Genomic DNA, 19811 nt, shown 5'->3' on the forward strand with positions numbered 1-19811 from the left:
AAGGAATAAGACCTACTGTTCCATTTGACGAGCCAAAAATCCAGCTGCTGTTTCAACGGCTTTATGCTCTACTTCGCCCATTGTCTGATCTTTTGAAAAGATCACCACAGCACCTATCGGATCACCGTTCGCCACAATTGGGCCGACAGTATAAGAATTCATGTCCTCATCAATTCCATTCACAAGCTGTACTGATTTCGCATCACTCTCAAGCACGGAGCTGCGCTGATCCATTGTTCTTTCCAGCATTTCGCTGATTGACTTGTTTAAGTAATCTTTTTTGGAGCTGCCGGACACGGCAATATATACATCACGATCACAAATCAGCACTGAATGGCCGAGGCTGTCGTAAAGCGCGTCTGCATACTCCTTTGCAAAGTCTCCAAGCTCACTGATCGGAGAGTACTTTTTCAAAATCACTTCTCCGTCACGATCTACAAAAATCTCAAGCGGATCGCCTTCCCTGATTCTCAGAGTTCTTCGAATTTCTTTAGGAATCACGACCCGACCTAAGTCATCAATACGACGTACGATACCGGTTGCTTTCATCTCTGGTGCCTCTCTTTCATTTGATGGTATATACATGTGGGAAAGACCTAAAGCAGTTACTTTATGTACCTTCCGCCTCGCTTGAAATTAGTATCCGTCACATCAAATGTAATATACACCAGAGAGTAACAAAATTTACGTTGATGAAATGGTTTGCTTTTTCACATCTTTTAAGCCCTTCAGCATGCCCAGCACGGTGTCGAGCCATTCATCGGCACTACGGCCTTTCGTCTGTATGGAGATTTTGAGTTTTTTCCCTTCCATTCCCAGTCCGATTTGTCTGCCATATTGATTGCCAAGCTCAAACAGCTTCTGTCCGTCAATTTCAGCACTTGCTTCTTCAGAAATCGTCAATCTGACAGCATCTTTATCCTGCTTAATCAGCTCGACACGTTCCTGTCTCGCATAGACTTTCATTTCTGCAACAGTAAACAAGTATTCGACTTCTTTTGGATAGTTTCCAAAGCGGTCGATCATTTCATCTTGAAGCTCATTCTTCTCTTCGATTGTCGCCACAGACCTGAAGCGTTTATACATATCAATTTTCTGTTTGCCGTCTTGAATATAAGTTTCCGGAATATACGCATCAAGCTCGACATCAATTTCTGTTTCAAACTGCTCTGTCTTCGCTGTGTCTCCTTTACGCTCCTCAATGGCCTCCTTCAGCATTTGTGAATAGAGGTCAAATCCGACCGAATCGATGAAGCCATGCTGCTGGGCACCAAGAAGATTCCCGGCTCCGCGAATCGTTAAGTCACGCATTGCGATTTTAAAACCGGAACCTAGCTCTGTGAATTCTTTAATAGCCTGCAGCCTTTTTTCAGCCACTTCTGTCAGCACTTTATCCCGGCGATACGTGAAGTACGCATACGCCACACGGTTAGAACGGCCGACACGCCCCCGCAGCTGGTAAAGCTGAGAAAGTCCCATCTTGTCGGCGTCAAATACGATCAACGTATTGACGTTCGGGATGTCCACGCCAGTTTCGATAATGGTTGTGCTGACGAGAACGTCTGATTCTCCTTCAAGGAAACTTAGCATAACGGTTTCTAATTCATTTTCTGTCATTTTCCCATGAGCATATGCTACCTTCGCGTCAGGGACTAGCATTGAAATTTCATCCGCTTTCCGCTCAATGTCCTCTACCCGGTTGTACAAGAAATAGACCTGGCCTCCGCGTGCAAGCTCACGTTCAATCGCCTCTCTGACAAGAGCGCCGTTATATTCCACAACATACGTCTGTACGGGGAAGCGATTTTCCGGCGGAGTCTCGATGACTGAAAGATCCCTTACGCCAAGCATAGACATATGCAGCGTACGAGGAATCGGCGTTGCTGTTAACGTTAATACATCAACATTGGCTTTTATTTGCTTGATCTTTTCTTTATGGGTTACACCGAAACGCTGCTCTTCATCAATGATGAGGAGCCCTAAGTCTTTATACACGACATCCTTTGATAGCAGCCGATGCGTCCCGATGACGATATCAACCGTTCCGTTTTTCAGCCCTTTGATTGTTTCGTTTGCTTCTTTTCTCGTTCTGAACCTGCTGAGAAGGCCGATATTAATCGGATAGTCCTGGAAGCGCTCTTTTATGGTTTCATAGTGCTGCTGTGCCAAAATTGTTGTCGGAACGAGCAGAGCTACCTGCTTTCCGTCACCGATCGCCTTAAACGCGGCACGTATGGCAACCTCTGTTTTACCGTAGCCCACATCTCCGCACAGCAAGCGGTCCATCGGACGTTCTCTTTCCATGTCTTTTTTGATTTCGTGAATAGAACGGAGCTGATCCTCAGTCTCTTGATAAGGGAAAGCCGATTCGAATTCCCGCTGCATCTCATGGTCAGGAGAAAACGCATAGCCCTTGCTCGCTTCTCTTTCGGCATACAGCTTAATTAAGTCATCAGCAATATCCTGAACGGATGTCTCTACTTTTTTCTTGACCCGCTTCCATTCACTTCCGCCTAATTTATACAGCTTTGGCTCTTTTCCTTCGGAGCCGACATATTTTTGGACCTGATCAATTTGTTCTACAGGGACGTAAAGCTTGTCACTTCCCTGATAATGTATATTTAAATAGTCTTTATGAATGCCGTTGATTTCAAGAGTCTCAATCCCCAGGTATTTTCCGATCCCGTGATTAATATGAACGACATAATCTCCAATTTGAAGCTCAGAATAGCTTTTGATGCGCTCTGCATTGGTAAGCTTCTGTTTTCGCGGCTTCTTCTTTACACGGTTTTTGAACAGTTCTTCTTCCGTGATAACGGCAAGCTTCATTAACGGCAGCTCAAATCCCGATTGGAGCTCGCCTTCCATGATATAGACCTGTCCCTGAACAAGCGCTTTTTTGCTGTCTGTCATGGCGGCCTCGATATCATAATCAGCCAAAACAGATGACAATTTCTGCGTACGTTCCTTGTTTGCTCCTAAGAACACAACAGTGAAATTTGATTTTTTAAAACGCTCCATTTCGCCCGCAAGCACGTTCATTTGGCCATGGAAACTCTGCATTTGCCGGCCTGACACATTGACGATATTTTGCGGGCTCGTATGGTGTACATGCCGCAAAAATAAAGAGTAGTACAGCAGAGGCCGTTTTTGCTCAGCCACTATTTTTTGGAAGCTGAATGACAAACGAATGTCATGCAAAATCTTCCCTTCCTCAAGAAGATTTGTTATAAACTCCGCTTCTTCTTTTTGAAGCTGTTCTTCCATCTCATGAATCCGACTGACTTCATCCAAAATCAGAAGTGTATTATCAGGTGTATAATCTAGTAAACTAGCAGGCTTTTCATAGAAATATGAGAGATACTTCACGAGCTCCTGATCTGTCTGGCCTTCAGACAAGCGTTCTTTATCGTGAGAAATATTCGCATGAAGTATTTCTTTTTGTTTGTCAGCCTTTAATTTTTTCAAGCTCGCGGCAAGACCACTATCGATTTTCTCCATCGCCCGCGCTTTTTCTTCCGGTCTGATAATTAATTCCTTCGCGGGACCGATATTGATCGAGGTAAGGGTCTCAATTGACCGCTGATCATCTGAATTAAAGCTGCGGATTGAATCCACCTCGGTGTCAAAAAGTTCAATTCTCACCGGATTCTCTGAAGTCAACGGATAAATGTCAATGATTCCACCGCGAATACTGAATTCCCCGGGCGCAGAAACCATATCAGACCGCTCATACCCTACCTCTACCAGCCGTGAGGCAAGCTGGTCAGGTTCGATATCATGGCCTACTTGAATGAGCATCTGGCTGCTTTTCCACACCTCTACAGGCGGCAGCATTCTTCTGATTGCAGCTACCGGAGCAACGACAATTGGCGCTTCTCCATTCGTTAGTCTATTAATGACATCTAATCGCTGCGCCCGCAATTCAGGGCTTGCAACTGCGATTTCTGATGAAATGAGTTCATTGACGGGGTACAAAAGGACAGACCGATCCTCTAGAAGTGAAGTCAGATCATCTGTTACTTTCTGGGCTTGATATAAGTTATGGGTGATTAGAAAGATAGGCTTATTCGTTTCATTAGCCAGAGCAGAAGTAAAAACAGAACGCGCGGAACCCGACAGACCCGCGAGCAGCTGTTCCTTCAGGCCCTCGTGTAAACCGTTGATGATGGATTTAAAGTCATCGCTTTCTTTTATAAAGGTTTGAATGTTGTCCATATGGCCCCTCCTCTCTGTTTCCTGCGAGAACAGAAAAACGCTTTGGTCTAGTGTCTACACCAAAGCTTTTTATTGAATAAATGTGTGATATTCGTGGTAATGTGGATTTCGGTCAAGCGCCTCTTGGCAGTCTTCACATATCGTCAAAACATGGACATCTCCATTTTCCTTATAAGAAATCATATCGTTTCTTTCCTCATTTGTTAAGTGCTGAAATCCAAGTGAATCTGTCGATACCATTGAAGATTCGAGACTGCCTACTTTCACTCCGCAATGACGACAATAATAATGCAAAGCCATACAAGGGACCTCCTGATGAAAAAGTCATTTTGGTGTAGTATGGACTTTGTTGTTACATTTTATACCTTTGCGTTAAATTCGTTCATGACTTCTAAAAACGGTTTACTCAAAGAAGCCTCACAAGCCTTCACAGATTTATCAACCGCTTCTTCGATCTCAGGTGCCTCCTCCTTGGTAAAGGAGCCTAACACATAATCAACGACCTTCATGCCGTTTACAGGCCGGCCGATTCCGATGCGGATACGGTCAAACTCGGATGTTCCAAGATGCTGGATCAGTGATTTGATGCCATTGTGCCCTCCGGCGCTTCCTTTCGTTCTTAAACGGATCTTGCCAGTAGGAAGGTCAAGGTCGTCGTAAATGACTGTCAAATCTTCGTTATCGATATCATAGTAGTCCATTAAAGGCCGCAAACATTCTCCTGATAAATTCATATATGTAAGCGGTTTAACAAGTAGAACCTTTTTGCCGGAAACAAATCCGGTTCCGTATAATCCGTTAAATTTATTTTGATTCAGCTCTATATTCCATTCCTTTGCAAGCTGATCTATCACCATAAATCCGACATTATGCCGTGTATTTTCATAGTTCTTCCCCGGGTTTCCGAGACCGGCAATCACAAGCATGGCGAATCCTCCCTTAGTCACATAACTCCCGTCTTCATAAACGGGCTATAATTCTTCTCATTCTAGCACAAAAGACGTAACCGCGGGAGGGTTACGCCTTAAGCTATTATTGTTCGTTTTCACCTTCTGGCTGAGCATCGGCAGATTCCTCTTCATCGACCTCAGCTGCTTCCTGCTGCTGCGGAGGAAGGATTGAAGCCACAACCTCATCTGATTCATGATTAAAGGAGTAGTCATCGCCAGCAGGCAAATCCGCAATCGTCAGTACTTCATTTACATCGAGGCTTGTAATATCGGCCTCGATCGTTTGCGGAATGGCTTTTGGCTTGGCCTTTACAGTAAGTGCATATAACGGCTGCTGCAGTACGCCTCCGTTTTTCACTCCAATGGCTTCTCCGGTCAGATGAATCGGAACTTCCACTTCAATGTCCTCACTCATATTAACTACTTGAAAATCAGCATGAGTGATTTCATTTTTCAACGGGTCCGTCTGCAGGTCTGTTACCATGACTGAGTGTTTTTCTCCGCTGACCTCAAGCGTAATGACTGCATTTTTGCCTTCGTCCCTCAGCGTTTTGATGAGCTCCACACTGTCTAATGACACAGGTTTGTTGCCCGTATCCTTCCCATATATGATACCTGGAACATGTCCTGAAGTACGGATATTCCGAAGAGACGAACGAGTAAAGTCCGTTCTTTCTTTTGCCGTTAAAGTTGCCATATTCAGCACCATCCTATTGTCGTTTTAGTTGTCCTATTACAAACAATACCCATAACGATAAGGATTTAAACCTCGAAAAATGGTTTAGCTGAACAGATAGCTGACTGATTGCTGCTCATGAACGCGAATAATCGCTTCGGCCAGAAGCGGTCCGACTGAAAGCTGCTTAAAGCGTTCAATTTTCTTTTCTTCAGGAAGCTTGATGCTGTTTGTCACAACAAGCTCTTTAATTGTTGAATTATTAATCCGTTCTACCGCAGGGCCTGATAGTACAGGGTGTGTACAGCATGCATATACTTCTTTCGCTCCGTTTTCAACGAGCGCATTAGCAGCAAGTGTAATCGTACCTGCAGTATCAATAATGTCATCGATGAGGATAGCAGTCTTCCCTTCGATGTTACCTACAATATTCATGACTTCCGCCACGTTTGGACGCGGACGGCGTTTATCGATAATCGCAATTGGCGCTTTTAGTCGGTCAGCCAGTTTGCGGGCACGTGTCACACCGCCATGGTCTGGTGAAACAATGACGATATCTTCAAGATTTTTGCCTTCAAAATATTCTCCTAAAATCGGAACACCCATTAAGTGGTCAATCGGTATATCAAAGAATCCTTGAATTTGCGGCGCATGCAGGTCAAGTGCAATCACACGAGTCGCACCGGCTGTTTCAAGCAGGTTAGCGAAAAGTTTAGCTGTGATTGGCTCACGGGATCTTGCTTTTCTGTCTTGACGCGCATAACCGTAATAAGGAATAACAATGTTAATCGTTTTTGCAGAAGCGCGTTTTAACGCATCTACCATAATCAGCAGTTCCATAATATGCTCGTTAACGGGGTCACTTGTAGACTGGATGATGTAACAATCACATCCGCGAATACTTTCTTCGATATTAATTTGGACTTCCCCGTCACTAAATCTTGTGACAGAACATTTCCCTAATTGAACTCCAACTATATCTGCGATTTCTTTTGCAAGCTCTGGATTCGAATTCAAAGAAAAAATCTTTAAATTCTTATCTCCGTATTGATTAGACATGGATAAACCTCCGAATTTAGGATTATTTTTTATGAATATTTTTCACATAATCGTCTTTATTTACTTGTCTCGCTCTGGCAATAGCAAGTGCTTTTCCAGGTACATCTTCCGTAACAGTTGAACCTGCCGCCACATAAGCGCCTTCTCCGACTGTGACAGGGGCAACCAAGTTGGAATTGCAGCCGATAAACGCGCCATCTTCAATTTTTGTCAAATACTTATTCTTTCCATCATAATTGACAGTAATTGAACCGCAGCCCAGGTTTACATCAGTGCCTACCTCAGCATCGCCGACATAGCTTAGATGAGATGCCTTGCTTCGGTCTCCGAATTGAGTCTTTTTAATTTCTACAAAATTCCCGATCTTCACTTCATTCCCGATGACAGAATCAGGTCTGATGTGAGCAAAAGGTCCTATGTTTACATCATTCCCCACTTTACTGTGATTGACTACCGATTGTTTAATAACCGTACGGCTGCCAATGGCACTATTCATAATCTCCGTATGAGGGCCAATAATCGTATCTTCTCCGATTTGCACCTCACCTTTAATCACAGTTCCAGGGTAAATCACAGTATCGCTTCCGATAACAGCGTCAGGAGAAATATACGTATTCATCGGGTCGATCAACGTCACGCCATTTTGCATATGCCGTTTATTAATGCGCTCTTTCATAAATTGTTCTGCCTGAGAGAGAGCAACTCTATCATTAACTCCGAGCGTTTCTTGGAAATTACCAGTCTGGTAAGCGGCAACAGTTTCGCCTTCATTTTTAAGAATCTCTATGACATCCGGCAAATAATACTCGCCTTGGGCATTATCATTAGACACCTGATCAATAGCCCGAAATAGCGCTTCATTGTCAAAACAATACGTACCGGTGTTGATCTCAGTTACAAGACGTTCTTCTTCAGAGGCGTCCTTATGCTCAACGATTTTTTGAACCGCTCCGTTTTCGCTGCGAATAATGCGGCCGTATCCAGTTGGATCTTCTGCAACCGCAGTTAAAATCGTAGCTTTCGCTTCTCTTTGTGTATGTTCTTTCAGCATCTGTTCCATCGTCTCTGCTGTCAAAAGCGGCGTATCTCCGCAAATGACAATTGTGACGCCTTTTTCGTCAGCAAGAAATGGCTGTGCCTGTTTTACAGCATGAGCAGTGCCAAGCTGTTCTGCTTGAAGCGCGTACTCGCTTTTATCACCAAGCTGCTTTTTCACTTCTTCCGCACCATGTCCAACAATCGTGACAAGCTTTGATAAAGATAATTTTAAGGCTTCGTCCACGACGTGCTCTACCATAGGCTTACCGCAAACTGGATGAAGGACTTTATAAAGCTTCGATTTCATTCTCGTTCCTTGTCCAGCCGCTAAAACAACTGCAAACCGCTTATCCATTTATTGGCCTCCAATATCCCTTTTATCCATAGAAAAATATATCCTAAATATCTTCTGATTTCAAGGAGACTTCATGAAGTGCAAGAATTTTCTATTGAGTGCAACTAAGTTTGAAAAATCAGAATTAAAAAAGGACCGCCGGCAAAAGGCTTATGTTAGCCCTTTCAGCAGTCCTTGCTTTTTGGTTATTTTTTAAGAAGCTCCAGCTTCTTCGAATTCTAATGCTTCAGTGTCACCCAGACGATGATACTCATTTAACACGGCATCTTGAATCTTTCCTCGCGTGCTTGAATTAATAGGATGAGCAATATCGCGGAACTCTCCATCAGGGGTGCGTTTACTCGGCATCGCAACGAAAAGACCATTGTTTCCATCAATCACACGAATATCATGTACAACAAATTCGTGATCCAGCGTGATGGATGCAATCGCTCTCATGCGACCATCGGTATTCACGCGGCGTAATCTTACGTCAGTAACTTCCACAGTAGTTCACCACCTTTTCCCTATATAAAAGCATTAGTGTATCAATTCCACGATTTTTTCTGAAATCCTGCTCGTTTTTAAAATATTTTTTGAAAAAATAGGATATAGTTACACAATTAGGTCATAAAGCTTTCATTTCGGGCATAAGGTAAATAAAAAAGTGATCCCGGGCTCTCCCAGAATCACTTTTCTTATTATTTCACCAGTGCAATAACTTCAATCTCGACTAACGCATCCTTCGGGAGTCTCGCGACTTCAACACAAGATCTCGCCGGTTTGTGAGTGTCAAAGTATTGTCCGTACACTTCATTTACTTCCGCAAACTGTTCCATATCCGCGATAAATACAGTTGCTTTTACAACTGTTTCAAAAGAAGCACCCGCTTCTTCCAGAACCGCCTTTAAATTGCTGAATACTTGATGAGTCTGCTCCTTAATATCGCCGTTCACCATTTCGCCTGAAGGAGTCAAAGGGATTTGGCCTGAGCTGTAAAACATATTGTTGACGATAATCCCTTGTGAATAAGGTCCGATTGCCGCTGGGGCATGTTTTGTGTGGACTGCTTTTGTCATGATTCTGTCTCTCCATTCTTTAAAAGATTGTCTTTAAAAAAACGCAGAAAATTGCCATTCTGAATTTCAATGGACTTCTCTTTCATGTTGATGGTTGAAAGAGTAAGAAGTGACATATATTCGTCAACAAGACGTTCATCTACTCCTTCGGCTTCAACTAAGACGCCGATTCCCGCCACATTTGCGTTAAACTCATCCAACAGATTAATCATACCATTAATGGTGCCGCCTGCTTTCATAAAGTCATCAATAATGAGTACGTTTGAACCCGTTTTCATGCTTCTTTTCGCAAGTGACATTGTTTGAATACGGTTTGAGGAGCCTGAAACGTAATTAATGCTGACTGTGGAGCCCTCTGTTACCTTATTGTCTTTACGAACGATCACAACAGGCACATTCAAATAGCTTGCAGCTGCATACGCAAGAGGGATGCCTTTCGTGGCAACGGTCATGACAACATCAATTTCGCGCTCTGCAAACACGGAAGCAAACAGCTTCCCTACCTTGGAGAGTACAGATGGCTTTCCTAAGATATCCGTTAAATATACATAACCGCCCGGAAGGATACGCTCAGGATTTGCCAGCGACTGTCCAAGTGTCTGCACAAACTCTTCAGCTTCAGCCTGCTTCATTTTCGGAATATATTTAACGCCTCCGGCAGCCCCGGGAACAGTAAGCAAAGTACCAATCCCCTGCTGTTCAAAGGTTTGTTTAATAATTGTTAAATCTTCACTGATCGATGATTTTGCAGATTCATACCGCTCAGAGAAAAAGGTTAGCGGTATTAACTCGTGCGGATGGGTTAACAAATAATTTGTTAAGTCCACCAATCTGCCGCTGCGACGAAACTTCATGAACTTACCCCCAAAATCCGAATATTTTAAGATCAATATAACTTAACATACGGATTTAATCAAGAGCGTTCTGTTCGCCGATCATTCTCACCGCATAAACTTGATCGCAGAAGCCTCTTAACCCGTTATAAATTCTCTGCACCTTCGACTCATACTGAACCAGTCCAAACACTGTCGGGCCGCTCCCGCTCATTAACACGGCATCTGCACCAAAGCGTTTCATCTGGTTTTTGATCATTGCAACTTCAGGATGCATATCGAGTGTAACAGATTCAAGCACATTGCCTAAACGGCTGCACATCTTCTGAAAACTCTTCTCTTCTATCGCCTCGATCATGCCTTGTACATCGGGATGCTCTATACCATCCAGTTTCAGCGCTCTGTACACTTCAGCAGTTGAAACACCGATTGTCGGCTTCGCTAAAATGACCCAGCAGTGCGGAGGCGTGCTGATATGTTTAATTTTCTCGCCGCGCCCTGTTGCTAATGCAGTTCCGCCATAGACACAAAATGAAACGTCAGAGCCAATTTCCGCTCCAAGCTCAGCAAGCGTTTCCGCGGACAGATTTAAATTCCACAGTCTGTTCAGCCCTCTGAGTGTCGCCGCCGCATCACTGCTTCCGCCGGCAAGACCGGCAGCCACCGGAATTACCTTCGTAATCATGATGGAAACTCCCTTTTTCACGTTGTATCTGTCCTTGATCAGCTTGGCAGCCTGATAAGCTAAGTTTCTTTGGTCATCAGGCACAAATCGGTTGTGGGAGGAAACCCTCACTTCATCCTCTGCAAGCTCCGTCAATTCAATTCGATCAGCTAAATCAATTGTCGTCATGATCATTTCGACTTCATGATAGCCATCCGGGCGTTTTCGGGTGACGTCAAGTGACAGATTGATCTTAGCTGGCGCTTTTTCTAAAATACGCATAGCTTTCACCTACTTCTCCATCTAAACATAAGTATGAACATTGTATCACATTTGAAGTACAGGATGAACATATCCATATTCAGCCCATTATGTATTTATATCCAAAATAAAAAAACCAGGGAACAGCACGTCCCCCGGGTCACATCCTTATCGGTTATTCTGATTCTGAGCCATTTGCTGTTCGGCGATTTCAATAGCACGCTTCACCATGTTACCGGCATCGCGGGCCCGAATTTCACCCCAGCCTCCATTTTTTACTGTGTCATAAAAACCAAGGTCTTTAGCCAGCTCATATTTAAACTCATCTGACATAACTCCACGACGTCTGCCCAAACGAAACAACCCCTTTTTTAGAAGTGATAGCCATTCGTGCACGTCACGATAATATGTGACTGTTTTATCTTTTGTTAAATCAGATGGAACTTTCGTTTAAATTACTGGAAACCAAAAAAGGGCAAAACAAAAAGCAGTAAACAAAAGGTTCACTGCCCGTTAAAATGCCACTGAGCTTGCGGCGTCATCATTAAATGTCAGCTCAACAGTCTCAGTCAAAATATCAGCATAACTGTATGAAACTCTTTCAAACGAGTTCTCGTCTTGATCTAGTTGTATCACAAAAACAGAAGGGTACGTCTCAGCTAAAATGCCCGAACGCTCAATCGTTTTTCGGCGGCCACCGTTTGCTTTTAACGTCAGCCTTTTACCTAAATTCCCATCAAGCGATCTTTTAATATCGGACAACGTCTTCGCCATTGCATCCACCTCACTACATTTATTGTACAACACGAGCCCATTTTTGTCAAATAAAATTTAAATTATATCAACGTTAATAAGACGTTGTCAATAAAATTATTTTGACAAAATTCTATGATTCCTCAATTATGTTCCGCAAGTTTCGGTAAATTATGTATCATTATGTAAAATAAAAAACCCGCATAGCTCTCCTATGCAGGTTTTCAACTGTTAATTGGACTTATAAGGCATACCAATTCTCAGAACTCCTCTTGTTTCAATACCTCCAAGCCCTTTCTCTCTTGTCAGCGTATTACGGAGCACTTCCCATACATTAATCCGTTCCATAAACGGCGTAAAGCTGATCTTCGCGACGATATATACCGGATCAAGCGCATGAATATTGACTCTTGACGGTGAACTTGCAAAATTCGCACCCGCTCTGATGAGTGATTCAAAATGGGATTGGCAGGCCCCCGCAAAAATAACAAGCTGATCTAAGTGAGGGATCTTTTTTCGGGCTGTTTGAACAGTTTCAACAAAGTGCTTAGAATGTCTGTACGCATTCAAATCATCAATACCGCCCTTTTGCCTCGAATACGCATCATGCCCTGTGATCACCAGGATATCAGGTCGATATTTGTCGAGCAATTCTTCAATAGAAGCAGACATTTTCTTTTCATGGCAATGGATGCCATAGACCGGCACTCCAATTTTTTTATAGACATTCAGGCATTTTTTCAGATATGCTTCGTCACCATCCAGATGAAGCACTTTGCCCGGCATATGGAAATAATGCTCCTGATGCTGATATTGGCTTGTCGCATAGTACTCCTGTTTTTCTCTGAGCAGTTTATAATCCTGGCGGAGCAATTCGAGCGACTCATTCATTCTGCTCTCATCTTTCTTTTTCCGCATCATCTGCTCATCTTTTTTCACTGCTACCAGATCAGAAAAATCCGAATCAGCAATCAGCCTGACTTCATCTCCATGCAAAATGGCAATTGAATTTCCTTTGCTTGTTTGCTCTATTCTTATAATTCGAAACAAAACATCCATCTGATAGGATTTTCTGGCTACCATATCCCCTATTTGAAATTGCACGTTCCTCACTCCACACATAGACTAAGCCTCATCATGAAAGAAAGAGCCTTGAGAAAGCGCCTTTTTTCGCTGAGTCCAAGTTTTTTCTTATCATTGAATGAAAGGTCCTTCTCTAGCCTATGTAGCGGCAGTCCATGTGGTGCGCAAAACAAAAAGCCCTTTTAGAAAAGGGCTTTATACAATCCGTTAGACAGCGCTGCGAACTCCTCAATAGACAGGGATTCGCCTCGGCGCTTACCGTCAATATTTGTTTCTTCGAGCACTTGCTCAATCGTTGATTTTTGCGCTTTTCCTTCAGGCAGATTGTTAACTAAGTTATTGAGCAGCGTTTTACGACGCTGTGCAAAGCTTGCCTTGATGAGCTGAAAGAAAAAGGATTCGTTTTCCACGTCCACTGCCGGGCCGTCTCGGAGAATCAGACGGATGACTGCGGAATCGACATTAGGCTGAGGAACAAATACGGTTTTCGGAACGATCATCACCGTTTTGGCTTCTGTATAAAACTGCACCGCGATTGAAAGCGAGCCGTATTCCTTAGATGAAGGATCAGCCGCCATGCGCTCAGCCACTTCTTTTTGCAGCATGACCACAATCCCTTTCAGCGGAAGGTGTTCTTCAAGCAGTTTCATGATAATCGGTGTTGTTACGTAATAAGGAAGGTTGGCAACTACCATGATCTCATCACAATCTTGAAATTGTTCTTCAATGACTGATTTGACATCAGCCTTTAACACGTCCTGATGAATGACAGTGACATTGTCGTAAGGTGACAGTGTATCCTTCAGAATCGGCAATAGTCGCTGGTCAATCTCAAATGCCACGACCTTTTTCGCCCGCTTGGCAAGCTGTTCGGTTAAAGCCCCGATTCCCGGGCCGATTTCAATGACACCTGTTTTCTCCGTCACTTCCGCGTGATCGACAATTCTGTTTAAAATGTTCGTATCAATTAAGAAATTCTGTCCTAAGCTCTTTTTAAAAGAAAAACCGTATTTCTTCAGTATCTCTTTCGTTCTAATCGGTGTCGCAATATCTTTATTCATTCTGTTCCTCCCGCATAACGGTATCGAGCGCACTCATAAAATCACTTTTTTTAATTTGAAACATTTGCAGCCGTTTTTGAAGCTGTTTGCCATTTGTATAGCCGATTTTCAACAGATCACCCAGTCGTTCCCGGCGGCGTTTGGCCGCAGGTCCGCCTATTAGTCCGGCATGAATCAAATCCTCAGCTGAAATGTCACTCGGCTGCGCTTCCATCTCCTCATGCACATTTTCTAAACATGCCCTAATGCTTTCAACCGATGCATGCTCCACACCAATTCCCCGCTTGTTTTTAGGTTTGGCAAGATGCTTTGGCAAAAATGCATGCTTACAGCCGGGTACAGCCTCTGAGATGGTTTTGCGAATCTTCTCTCCCGGAAAGTCCGGATCCGTTAAAATAATGACGCCTCTGGTCTTCTGGGCCAAACGGATTTGGTCAATCACATGATCATCGATGGCTGAACCATTTGTTTCAATTGTGTCTGCATCAACAGCCAATTTGATGCGGGCCGTATCGTCACGCCCCTCGACCACAATGATCTCTTTAATTTTCATTATTTCCTCCAAGACAAAATAAAAACTTTTGTATATTCATGAAACTTTTTCTTATATCGAGCGTCTAATAAGCAGAAAATGCACTTTGTCTATTATAACGAAAAAAACAGAGGGCGCAAAACCCTCTGAATACATAAGTATATATTAATTTAAGATTTTAATTTTGACTGTTTTATTTCCCCATCGGTACGCCGATGATTTCTCTGGGAAAAAGACGTCTATTTTGTTCCCTTTAATCGCTGAACCGGTATCTGCAGCAATGGCATATCCATAGCCTTCCACGTGGACTTTGGAGCCTAGCGGAATGACATTTGGATCCACAGCGATGACTTTGGCATTCGGATTATTTTTTAAATTGACGCCTGTCGCTGTATGTCCTGAACAACCGCTGCAGCTTGCCGTATAAGCCGTAGATGATACAGTCATGACTTTGCCTGTTGATTCATTGCTGCGGGACACAACTGTTTTTGAATCACCTGAAGCACTGACCGTTTCAACTTTTGGACTGCTTTGCTTTGTGCCGACAGCAATCACTTTATCTTTGCTTTGTTCAGCTGTTTCTTCTTTTACAAGCTCTCTGGACACTTCTTTACCGTTTTCTTTAACGACTTCGAAATGTTTTTTTAGCTTGCCTTCTTTTCCTTTTTGGACGACCTTTTCTTTCCCTTTTTCAAGAGAAGCGTCTTCTTGCTTTTTCACATCGAACGCAATCTTCTCTTCAACTACATCGGTGACCTTTTCGATACGAGTAATTGTAATATCAGCCTTTCCTTTCGTCAGCTTTGCATCTAACGCAGGCTTGATTTTATCTTCGTCTTTTATGTTCATCTTTTGCTGTTTTAAAAAGTCAGCGACCGTAGTCGAAGTCGTCCAGATCTTCTTTTGTTTCCCTGCATCATTCACAGTAACCTGAAATGCGGGCTCTATGTTAATCTTCATGTCTTTCGAAATATCTGTATCTATTGCGGGATCAATTTGATCTTGGTCTTTCACATCAACATCTTGTTCGTCCAGTAATGCACCGACCGTTTTTGCTGTTGACCATAATGTCTTTTCTTCCCCGTTTATTGTAAGCTTCACAGGTTTTGCAGCCTCATACACAACGTCCATGTCTGCTGTTATCTTTGTCTGTTTAGCAGGTGTGATCTTGTCTTCGTCTCTTGTCTTTATATCAAGCGTCTCCAAAAGATCACCGACTGTATTTGCATGTGTGCGTATATGTTTCTTTTTGCCATTGATAGAAACTGAGACTGATTGTTTCGTCAGCTCATGAGCCGCGTACGCAGTCCCGCTTCCTGCCAAAAGCAAACAAGCAGCAACCAGAATGACTTTGCTTTTGCTAAGCTTTACGGAAAACAGCTTTTTCATTTTTTGTGTGATGAAAAACGCCTCCTTCTCCTCGGAGAGATTATATAGAGTATCTAAAAGGCTGTCAACCCTCCCTTCTCTTTCTCCCAAAAGCTCAGTGTCTTCTTCATTATCCTGAAATACACTGAGAAACGGAAGAAAGACTTGTCGACAAACCTATCCTATGAGGAGAAGAAAGCATGTAGAACTTTTATAGAAAAACGCTGTAAGGGACAAGCTCTTACAAAACCCGCTAGCGTTTTTTGTCAGTTTATACGGAAAAGTCTTTTCGCATTTACAGTCGTGATGGAAGCAATCTCTTCAAAGTTCATTTCTTTTAATTCGGCGATTTGTTCTGCCACATATTTCACATAGCTTGGCTCATTTCTTTTCCCGCGGAAAGGGTGCGGTGTGAGAAACGGGCAGTCCGTTTCAATCAGCAGCCGGTCATTGGGAATTTCCTTCACTACTTCCTTCGGTTTCTTCGCATTTTTAAATGTCACCGGTCCCCCAAATGATAAATAAAAATTCATTTTCATGCATTCTCTTGCCACTTCCGCACTTCCTGTAAAGCAGTGCATGATTCCGCCCACAGCTTCTGCGCCTTCCTCTTTCAAAATGGTCACGACATCCTCCGTTGCATCACGGTTATGAATGATAATAGGCAAATTGACCTCTTTCGCTAAGGCGATTTGTTTTCTAAACACCTCTTTTTGAATATCTTTAGGTGATTTATCCCAATGATAATCCAGTCCCATTTCCCCTATTGCTACCACTTTCTCATGAGCAGAAAGCTCTTTAATCCACGCTAAGTCTTCCTCTGTCATGTCAATAGCGTCAACAGGGTGCCAGCCAATGGCTGCATAAATAAAATCATATTCCTCAATCATTTCCATCGCACGGGTAATCGTCGGACGGTCAAAACCAACTACGACAATTCGTTCAACTTTTTCAGCTTTTGCCCGTTCAATAACCTCTTCAAGATCAGTATCATATTGTTCTGCATTTAAATGCGCGTGAGTGTCAAACAACATAAGTGAAAAACTCCTTTCTTGTCGAAACACAAAAGGTGTTCGACGAATTGTTACACGTGAAACACCTTTTGTCTTATCATTATTTAATTCTTGTGCCTTTTGGTAACGACTGATCGATAGACACGACCTTTAAAACGCCGTCTGCTTCTCCTGCAAGGATCATACCTTGAGAAAGCTCTCCTCTGAGTTTAACCGGTTTTAGATTTGTTACACAAACGAGTTTTTTTCCAACAAGCTCTTCAGGCGTATAATGCTTCGCAATGCCGGATACCACTTGGCGCTTTTCAAAACCAAGATCAAGCTGCAGCTTCAATAAACGGTCTGCTTTTTTCACTGGCTCTGCCTCAATGACCTCAGCTACGCGAAGCTCTACATCCATAAATTGATCAATCGTAATTTCAGGTAAACGATCGACCTCTTGCGGCTCTTCTTCTTTTGTTTCTTCTTTCGCTGGTGCCGAACCTTGCATTTTCCCTTTGATGTAAGCAATTTCTTCTTCTGCCTCTAAACGAGGGAACAATGGCTCGCCTTTTTGTACTTTTGTATCTTTCAGCTGGCCGAAAGCTGTAATGCTGTCCCAAGCTTTTAGAGATTCATCGGTAATGCCCAGCTGCTCGAACATTTTTTCCGGTGTTTTTGTTAAGAATGGCTGAAGCAGTACCGCTGAAATACGCAATGATTCAGCGAGATGATACATAACGGATCGCAATTCTTCTTCTTTTGCCGGATCTTTCGCAAGCACCCATGGAGCTGTCTCATCAATGTATTTGTTTGTGCGGCTGATGAGCTGCCATAAAGTCGAAAGTGCTACCGAGAACTCCATATTTTCCATTGCTTTCTCATAAGCTTTCACTGTTTCTTCAGCAACCGAAGTGAGCGTTTGGTCAAATTCCGTAACAGCACCTTTGTAAGAACCAATTTGTCCGTCAAAATACTTATTGATCATCGCAACAGTACGATTCAATAGATTTCCTAAATCATTCGCTAAATCATAGTTGATTCGCTCAACAAATCCTTCCGGCGTGAAAACACCGTCAGATCCGAACGGCACTTCACGAAGCAGGTAATAGCGAAGCTCGTCTAAACCATAGCGTTCAATTAATGTAACCGGATCTACAACGTTTCCTTTTGATTTCGACATTTTTCCGTCTTTCATCAAAAGCCAGCCATGCGCGAATACCTGTTTCGGCAGCGGAAGATCCAGAGCCATCAGCATAATTGGCCAGTAAATGGTATGGAACCGTACAATCTCCTTACCGACTAAATGAACATCGGCAGGCCAATATTTTTGATAAAGCTCATCATTTTCTGTATCATAACCAAGTGCCGTTAAATAGTTAAATAGTGCGTCAATCCAAACATATACAACATGCTTTGGATTTTCCGGCACCTTCACGCCCCAATCAAAAGTGGTACGTGATACTGCCAAATCCTCAAGTCCAGGTTTGATAAAGTTATTAATCATTTCGTTTTTGCGTGATTCTGGCTGAATGAATGTCGGGTTTTCTTCATAGTATTTCAGAAGGCGATCCGCGTATTTCCCCATGCGGAAGAAATAAGATTCCTCTTTGATCAATTCAACTGGGTGACCGCTGTCAGGGCTTTTTCCGCCGATGACCTCTCCCTTTTCATTCCGCTCAATATCAACGAGCTGAGTTTCCGTGTAGAACGTTTCATCAGGGATGCTGTACCAGCCTTCATACTCATCAAGATAGATGTCCCCGTTATCAAGAAGCTTTTGAAACACTTTTTCAATGACAACTTTATGCCGTTTTTCTGTCGTGCGGATAAAGTCGTCGTTTGAGATTTCAAGCTGCTTCCACAGTTTTTGAATATCTGCCACTGCACGATCCACATACTCCTGAGGTGTAATGTTTTCCTGTTCAGCTTTTTGCTGGATCTTTTGTCCATGCTCGTCCGTTCCCGTTAAATAGCGAACATCGAACCCTTTTAATCTTTTGTAACGTGCCATTGCATCTCCCGCGACTGTCGTATATGCATGGCCGATATGTAATTTTCCGCTCGGATAATAAATCGGTGTTGTAATATAAAATGTATTGTTTTCTTGCGGCATCTTGAAACCTCCTAATCAGAATGTCAAAAAGCTCCCGCCCAAAGGACGAGAGCGGCGATAAGTGCAAATCATATATGAATATTATTTATATTTATCCTTTATCTATGATACCATCTTAGCCTTTAAGATCAAGAATATATACATACGCCCTGAAAAAGAATAATTAAAATTAAAAATCTTTAATGAAAATAAAAAAAGTCTGTTCGTGTCGAATTTTGTCGTATATAATCAAATGAAATAAAAAACTTTGGTTCGAAAGTCTTGATTTAAAAGGATTTTTAGTAGGATAATAGCTTTATTAAATATTTATAAAATGCTGTTATTTCGGTAGTTTCTAAGACATTACTGACTATAAGAACTAATTCTTACAATCAATAGTAAACAAAATGATTGACGATTATTGGAAACCTTGTTATGCTATGAAGGTAAGGATTTTGTCGAATAATGACGAAGAAAAATATAATTTAAACAAATAAGTATCTCTTGGGAGGAGAATGTTTATGAAATCTACTGGTATTGTACGTAAAGTTGATGAATTAGGACGTGTAGTTATTCCTATCGAACTGCGTCGTACTCTTGGAATCGCAGAAAAAGATGCTCTTGAAATCTATGTTGATGATGAAAAAATCATCCTTAAAAAATATAAACCAAACATGACTTGCCAAGTAACTGGTGAAGTTTCTGATGATAACCTTAAACTTGCAGGCGGTAAATTGGTTCTTAGTAAAGAAGGCGCTGAGCAAATCATCAGCGAAATCCAAAACCAGCTTCAAAACCTTAAATAATCATTTCTT

Annotated in this window: 20 protein-coding genes; 1 reads left to right on the forward strand and 19 read right to left on the reverse strand. The window is 42.6% G+C overall.

What is annotated here, in order from left to right; translation table 11 throughout:
• Nucleotides 1-12 precede the first annotated feature (12 nt).
• From spoVT to metG, 19 genes are all read right to left on the reverse strand, one after another.
• Nucleotides 13-549, reverse strand: coding sequence for a stage V sporulation protein T (gene spoVT, locus SB658_RS21540; protein WP_003218365.1), 537 nt, complete (start codon nucleotides 547-549; stop codon nucleotides 13-15).
• A gap of 135 nt (nucleotides 550-684) precedes the next feature.
• A complete protein-coding gene (gene mfd / locus SB658_RS21545) occupies nucleotides 685-4218 on the reverse strand; it encodes a transcription-repair coupling factor (protein WP_003243453.1) in 3534 nt (1177 codons plus the stop codon).
• Between the two features lie 69 nt (nucleotides 4219-4287).
• The gene (gene fin, locus SB658_RS21550) at nucleotides 4288-4518 is read right to left on the reverse strand and encodes an anti-sigma-F factor Fin (RefSeq protein ID WP_003243417.1); all 231 of its coding nucleotides are present in this window, start codon (nucleotides 4516-4518) and stop codon (nucleotides 4288-4290) included.
• Between the two features lie 59 nt (nucleotides 4519-4577).
• Nucleotides 4578-5144 carry an aminoacyl-tRNA hydrolase gene (gene pth / locus SB658_RS21555; RefSeq protein ID WP_029726390.1) on the reverse strand — a complete coding sequence of 189 codons (567 nt, stop codon included), beginning with the start codon at nucleotides 5142-5144 and terminating at the stop codon, nucleotides 4578-4580.
• Nucleotides 5145-5250: 106 nt separating this feature from the next.
• Nucleotides 5251-5865: a 50S ribosomal protein L25/general stress protein Ctc gene (locus tag SB658_RS21560; protein WP_029726391.1), complete on the reverse strand. Its 615-nt coding sequence runs from the start codon at nucleotides 5863-5865 to the stop codon at nucleotides 5251-5253.
• Between the two features lie 84 nt (nucleotides 5866-5949).
• On the reverse strand, nucleotides 5950-6903 hold the full coding sequence (locus tag SB658_RS21565) for a ribose-phosphate diphosphokinase (RefSeq protein ID WP_003218353.1): 954 nt from the start codon (nucleotides 6901-6903) through the stop codon (nucleotides 5950-5952).
• 22 nt (nucleotides 6904-6925) lie between these two features.
• Entirely contained in the window at nucleotides 6926-8296 is a 1371-nt protein-coding gene (gene glmU, locus SB658_RS21570; RefSeq protein ID WP_015382564.1) for a bifunctional UDP-N-acetylglucosamine diphosphorylase/glucosamine-1-phosphate N-acetyltransferase GlmU, read from the reverse strand.
• A gap of 192 nt (nucleotides 8297-8488) precedes the next feature.
• The gene (gene spoVG, locus SB658_RS21575; RefSeq protein WP_003218346.1) at nucleotides 8489-8782 is read right to left on the reverse strand and encodes a septation regulator SpoVG; all 294 of its coding nucleotides are present in this window, start codon (nucleotides 8780-8782) and stop codon (nucleotides 8489-8491) included.
• A gap of 194 nt (nucleotides 8783-8976) precedes the next feature.
• Nucleotides 8977-9354: a 2-iminobutanoate/2-iminopropanoate deaminase gene (gene ridA / locus SB658_RS21580; RefSeq protein WP_003226738.1), complete on the reverse strand. Its 378-nt coding sequence runs from the start codon at nucleotides 9352-9354 to the stop codon at nucleotides 8977-8979.
• Nucleotides 9351-10208, reverse strand: coding sequence for a pur operon repressor (gene purR / locus SB658_RS21585; RefSeq protein ID WP_003218342.1), 858 nt, complete (start codon nucleotides 10206-10208; stop codon nucleotides 9351-9353). The genes ridA and purR overlap by 4 nt, the downstream gene beginning before the upstream one ends.
• A gap of 55 nt (nucleotides 10209-10263) precedes the next feature.
• Nucleotides 10264-11133, reverse strand: a complete 870-nt coding sequence (gene ispE / locus SB658_RS21590) for a 4-(cytidine 5'-diphospho)-2-C-methyl-D-erythritol kinase (protein WP_003226742.1) — start codon at nucleotides 11131-11133, stop codon at nucleotides 10264-10266.
• A 147-nt stretch (nucleotides 11134-11280) separates the two neighbouring features.
• The gene (locus tag SB658_RS21595) at nucleotides 11281-11466 is read right to left on the reverse strand and encodes a small, acid-soluble spore protein, alpha/beta type (RefSeq protein ID WP_003218333.1); all 186 of its coding nucleotides are present in this window, start codon (nucleotides 11464-11466) and stop codon (nucleotides 11281-11283) included.
• Nucleotides 11467-11625: 159 nt separating this feature from the next.
• Nucleotides 11626-11886, reverse strand: a complete 261-nt coding sequence (veg, locus tag SB658_RS21600; RefSeq protein ID WP_003218330.1) for a biofilm formation stimulator Veg — start codon at nucleotides 11884-11886, stop codon at nucleotides 11626-11628.
• Nucleotides 11887-12096: 210 nt separating this feature from the next.
• Nucleotides 12097-12969, reverse strand: a complete 873-nt coding sequence (prtG, locus tag SB658_RS21605) for a sporulation-specific protease PrtG (protein WP_410602252.1) — start codon at nucleotides 12967-12969, stop codon at nucleotides 12097-12099.
• 161 nt (nucleotides 12970-13130) lie between these two features.
• A complete protein-coding gene (gene rsmA, locus SB658_RS21610) occupies nucleotides 13131-14009 on the reverse strand; it encodes a 16S rRNA (adenine(1518)-N(6)/adenine(1519)-N(6))-dimethyltransferase RsmA (protein ID WP_014662482.1) in 879 nt (292 codons plus the stop codon).
• The gene (rnmV, locus tag SB658_RS21615) at nucleotides 14002-14562 is read right to left on the reverse strand and encodes a ribonuclease M5 (RefSeq protein WP_015253010.1); all 561 of its coding nucleotides are present in this window, start codon (nucleotides 14560-14562) and stop codon (nucleotides 14002-14004) included. The genes rsmA and rnmV overlap by 8 nt, the downstream gene beginning before the upstream one ends.
• A gap of 144 nt (nucleotides 14563-14706) precedes the next feature.
• Entirely contained in the window at nucleotides 14707-16020 is a 1314-nt protein-coding gene (locus tag SB658_RS21620; RefSeq protein WP_029726392.1) for a ubiquitin-like domain-containing protein, read from the reverse strand.
• Nucleotides 16021-16175: 155 nt separating this feature from the next.
• Nucleotides 16176-16943, reverse strand: coding sequence for a TatD family hydrolase (locus tag SB658_RS21625; protein ID WP_128422032.1), 768 nt, complete (start codon nucleotides 16941-16943; stop codon nucleotides 16176-16178).
• A gap of 79 nt (nucleotides 16944-17022) precedes the next feature.
• Entirely contained in the window at nucleotides 17023-19017 is a 1995-nt protein-coding gene (gene metG / locus SB658_RS21630; RefSeq protein ID WP_029726394.1) for a methionine--tRNA ligase, read from the reverse strand.
• 494 nt (nucleotides 19018-19511) lie between these two features.
• Between metG and abrB the strand changes: the two genes are divergently transcribed.
• A complete protein-coding gene (gene abrB, locus SB658_RS21635; protein ID WP_003226760.1) occupies nucleotides 19512-19802 on the forward strand; it encodes a transition state genes transcriptional regulator AbrB in 291 nt (96 codons plus the stop codon).
• Nucleotides 19803-19811 lie beyond the last annotated feature (9 nt).

The organism is Bacillus sp. SIMBA_008 (assembly GCF_046535495.1).
In the GTDB taxonomy this organism is placed as follows: domain Bacteria; phylum Bacillota; class Bacilli; order Bacillales; family Bacillaceae; genus Bacillus; species Bacillus subtilis.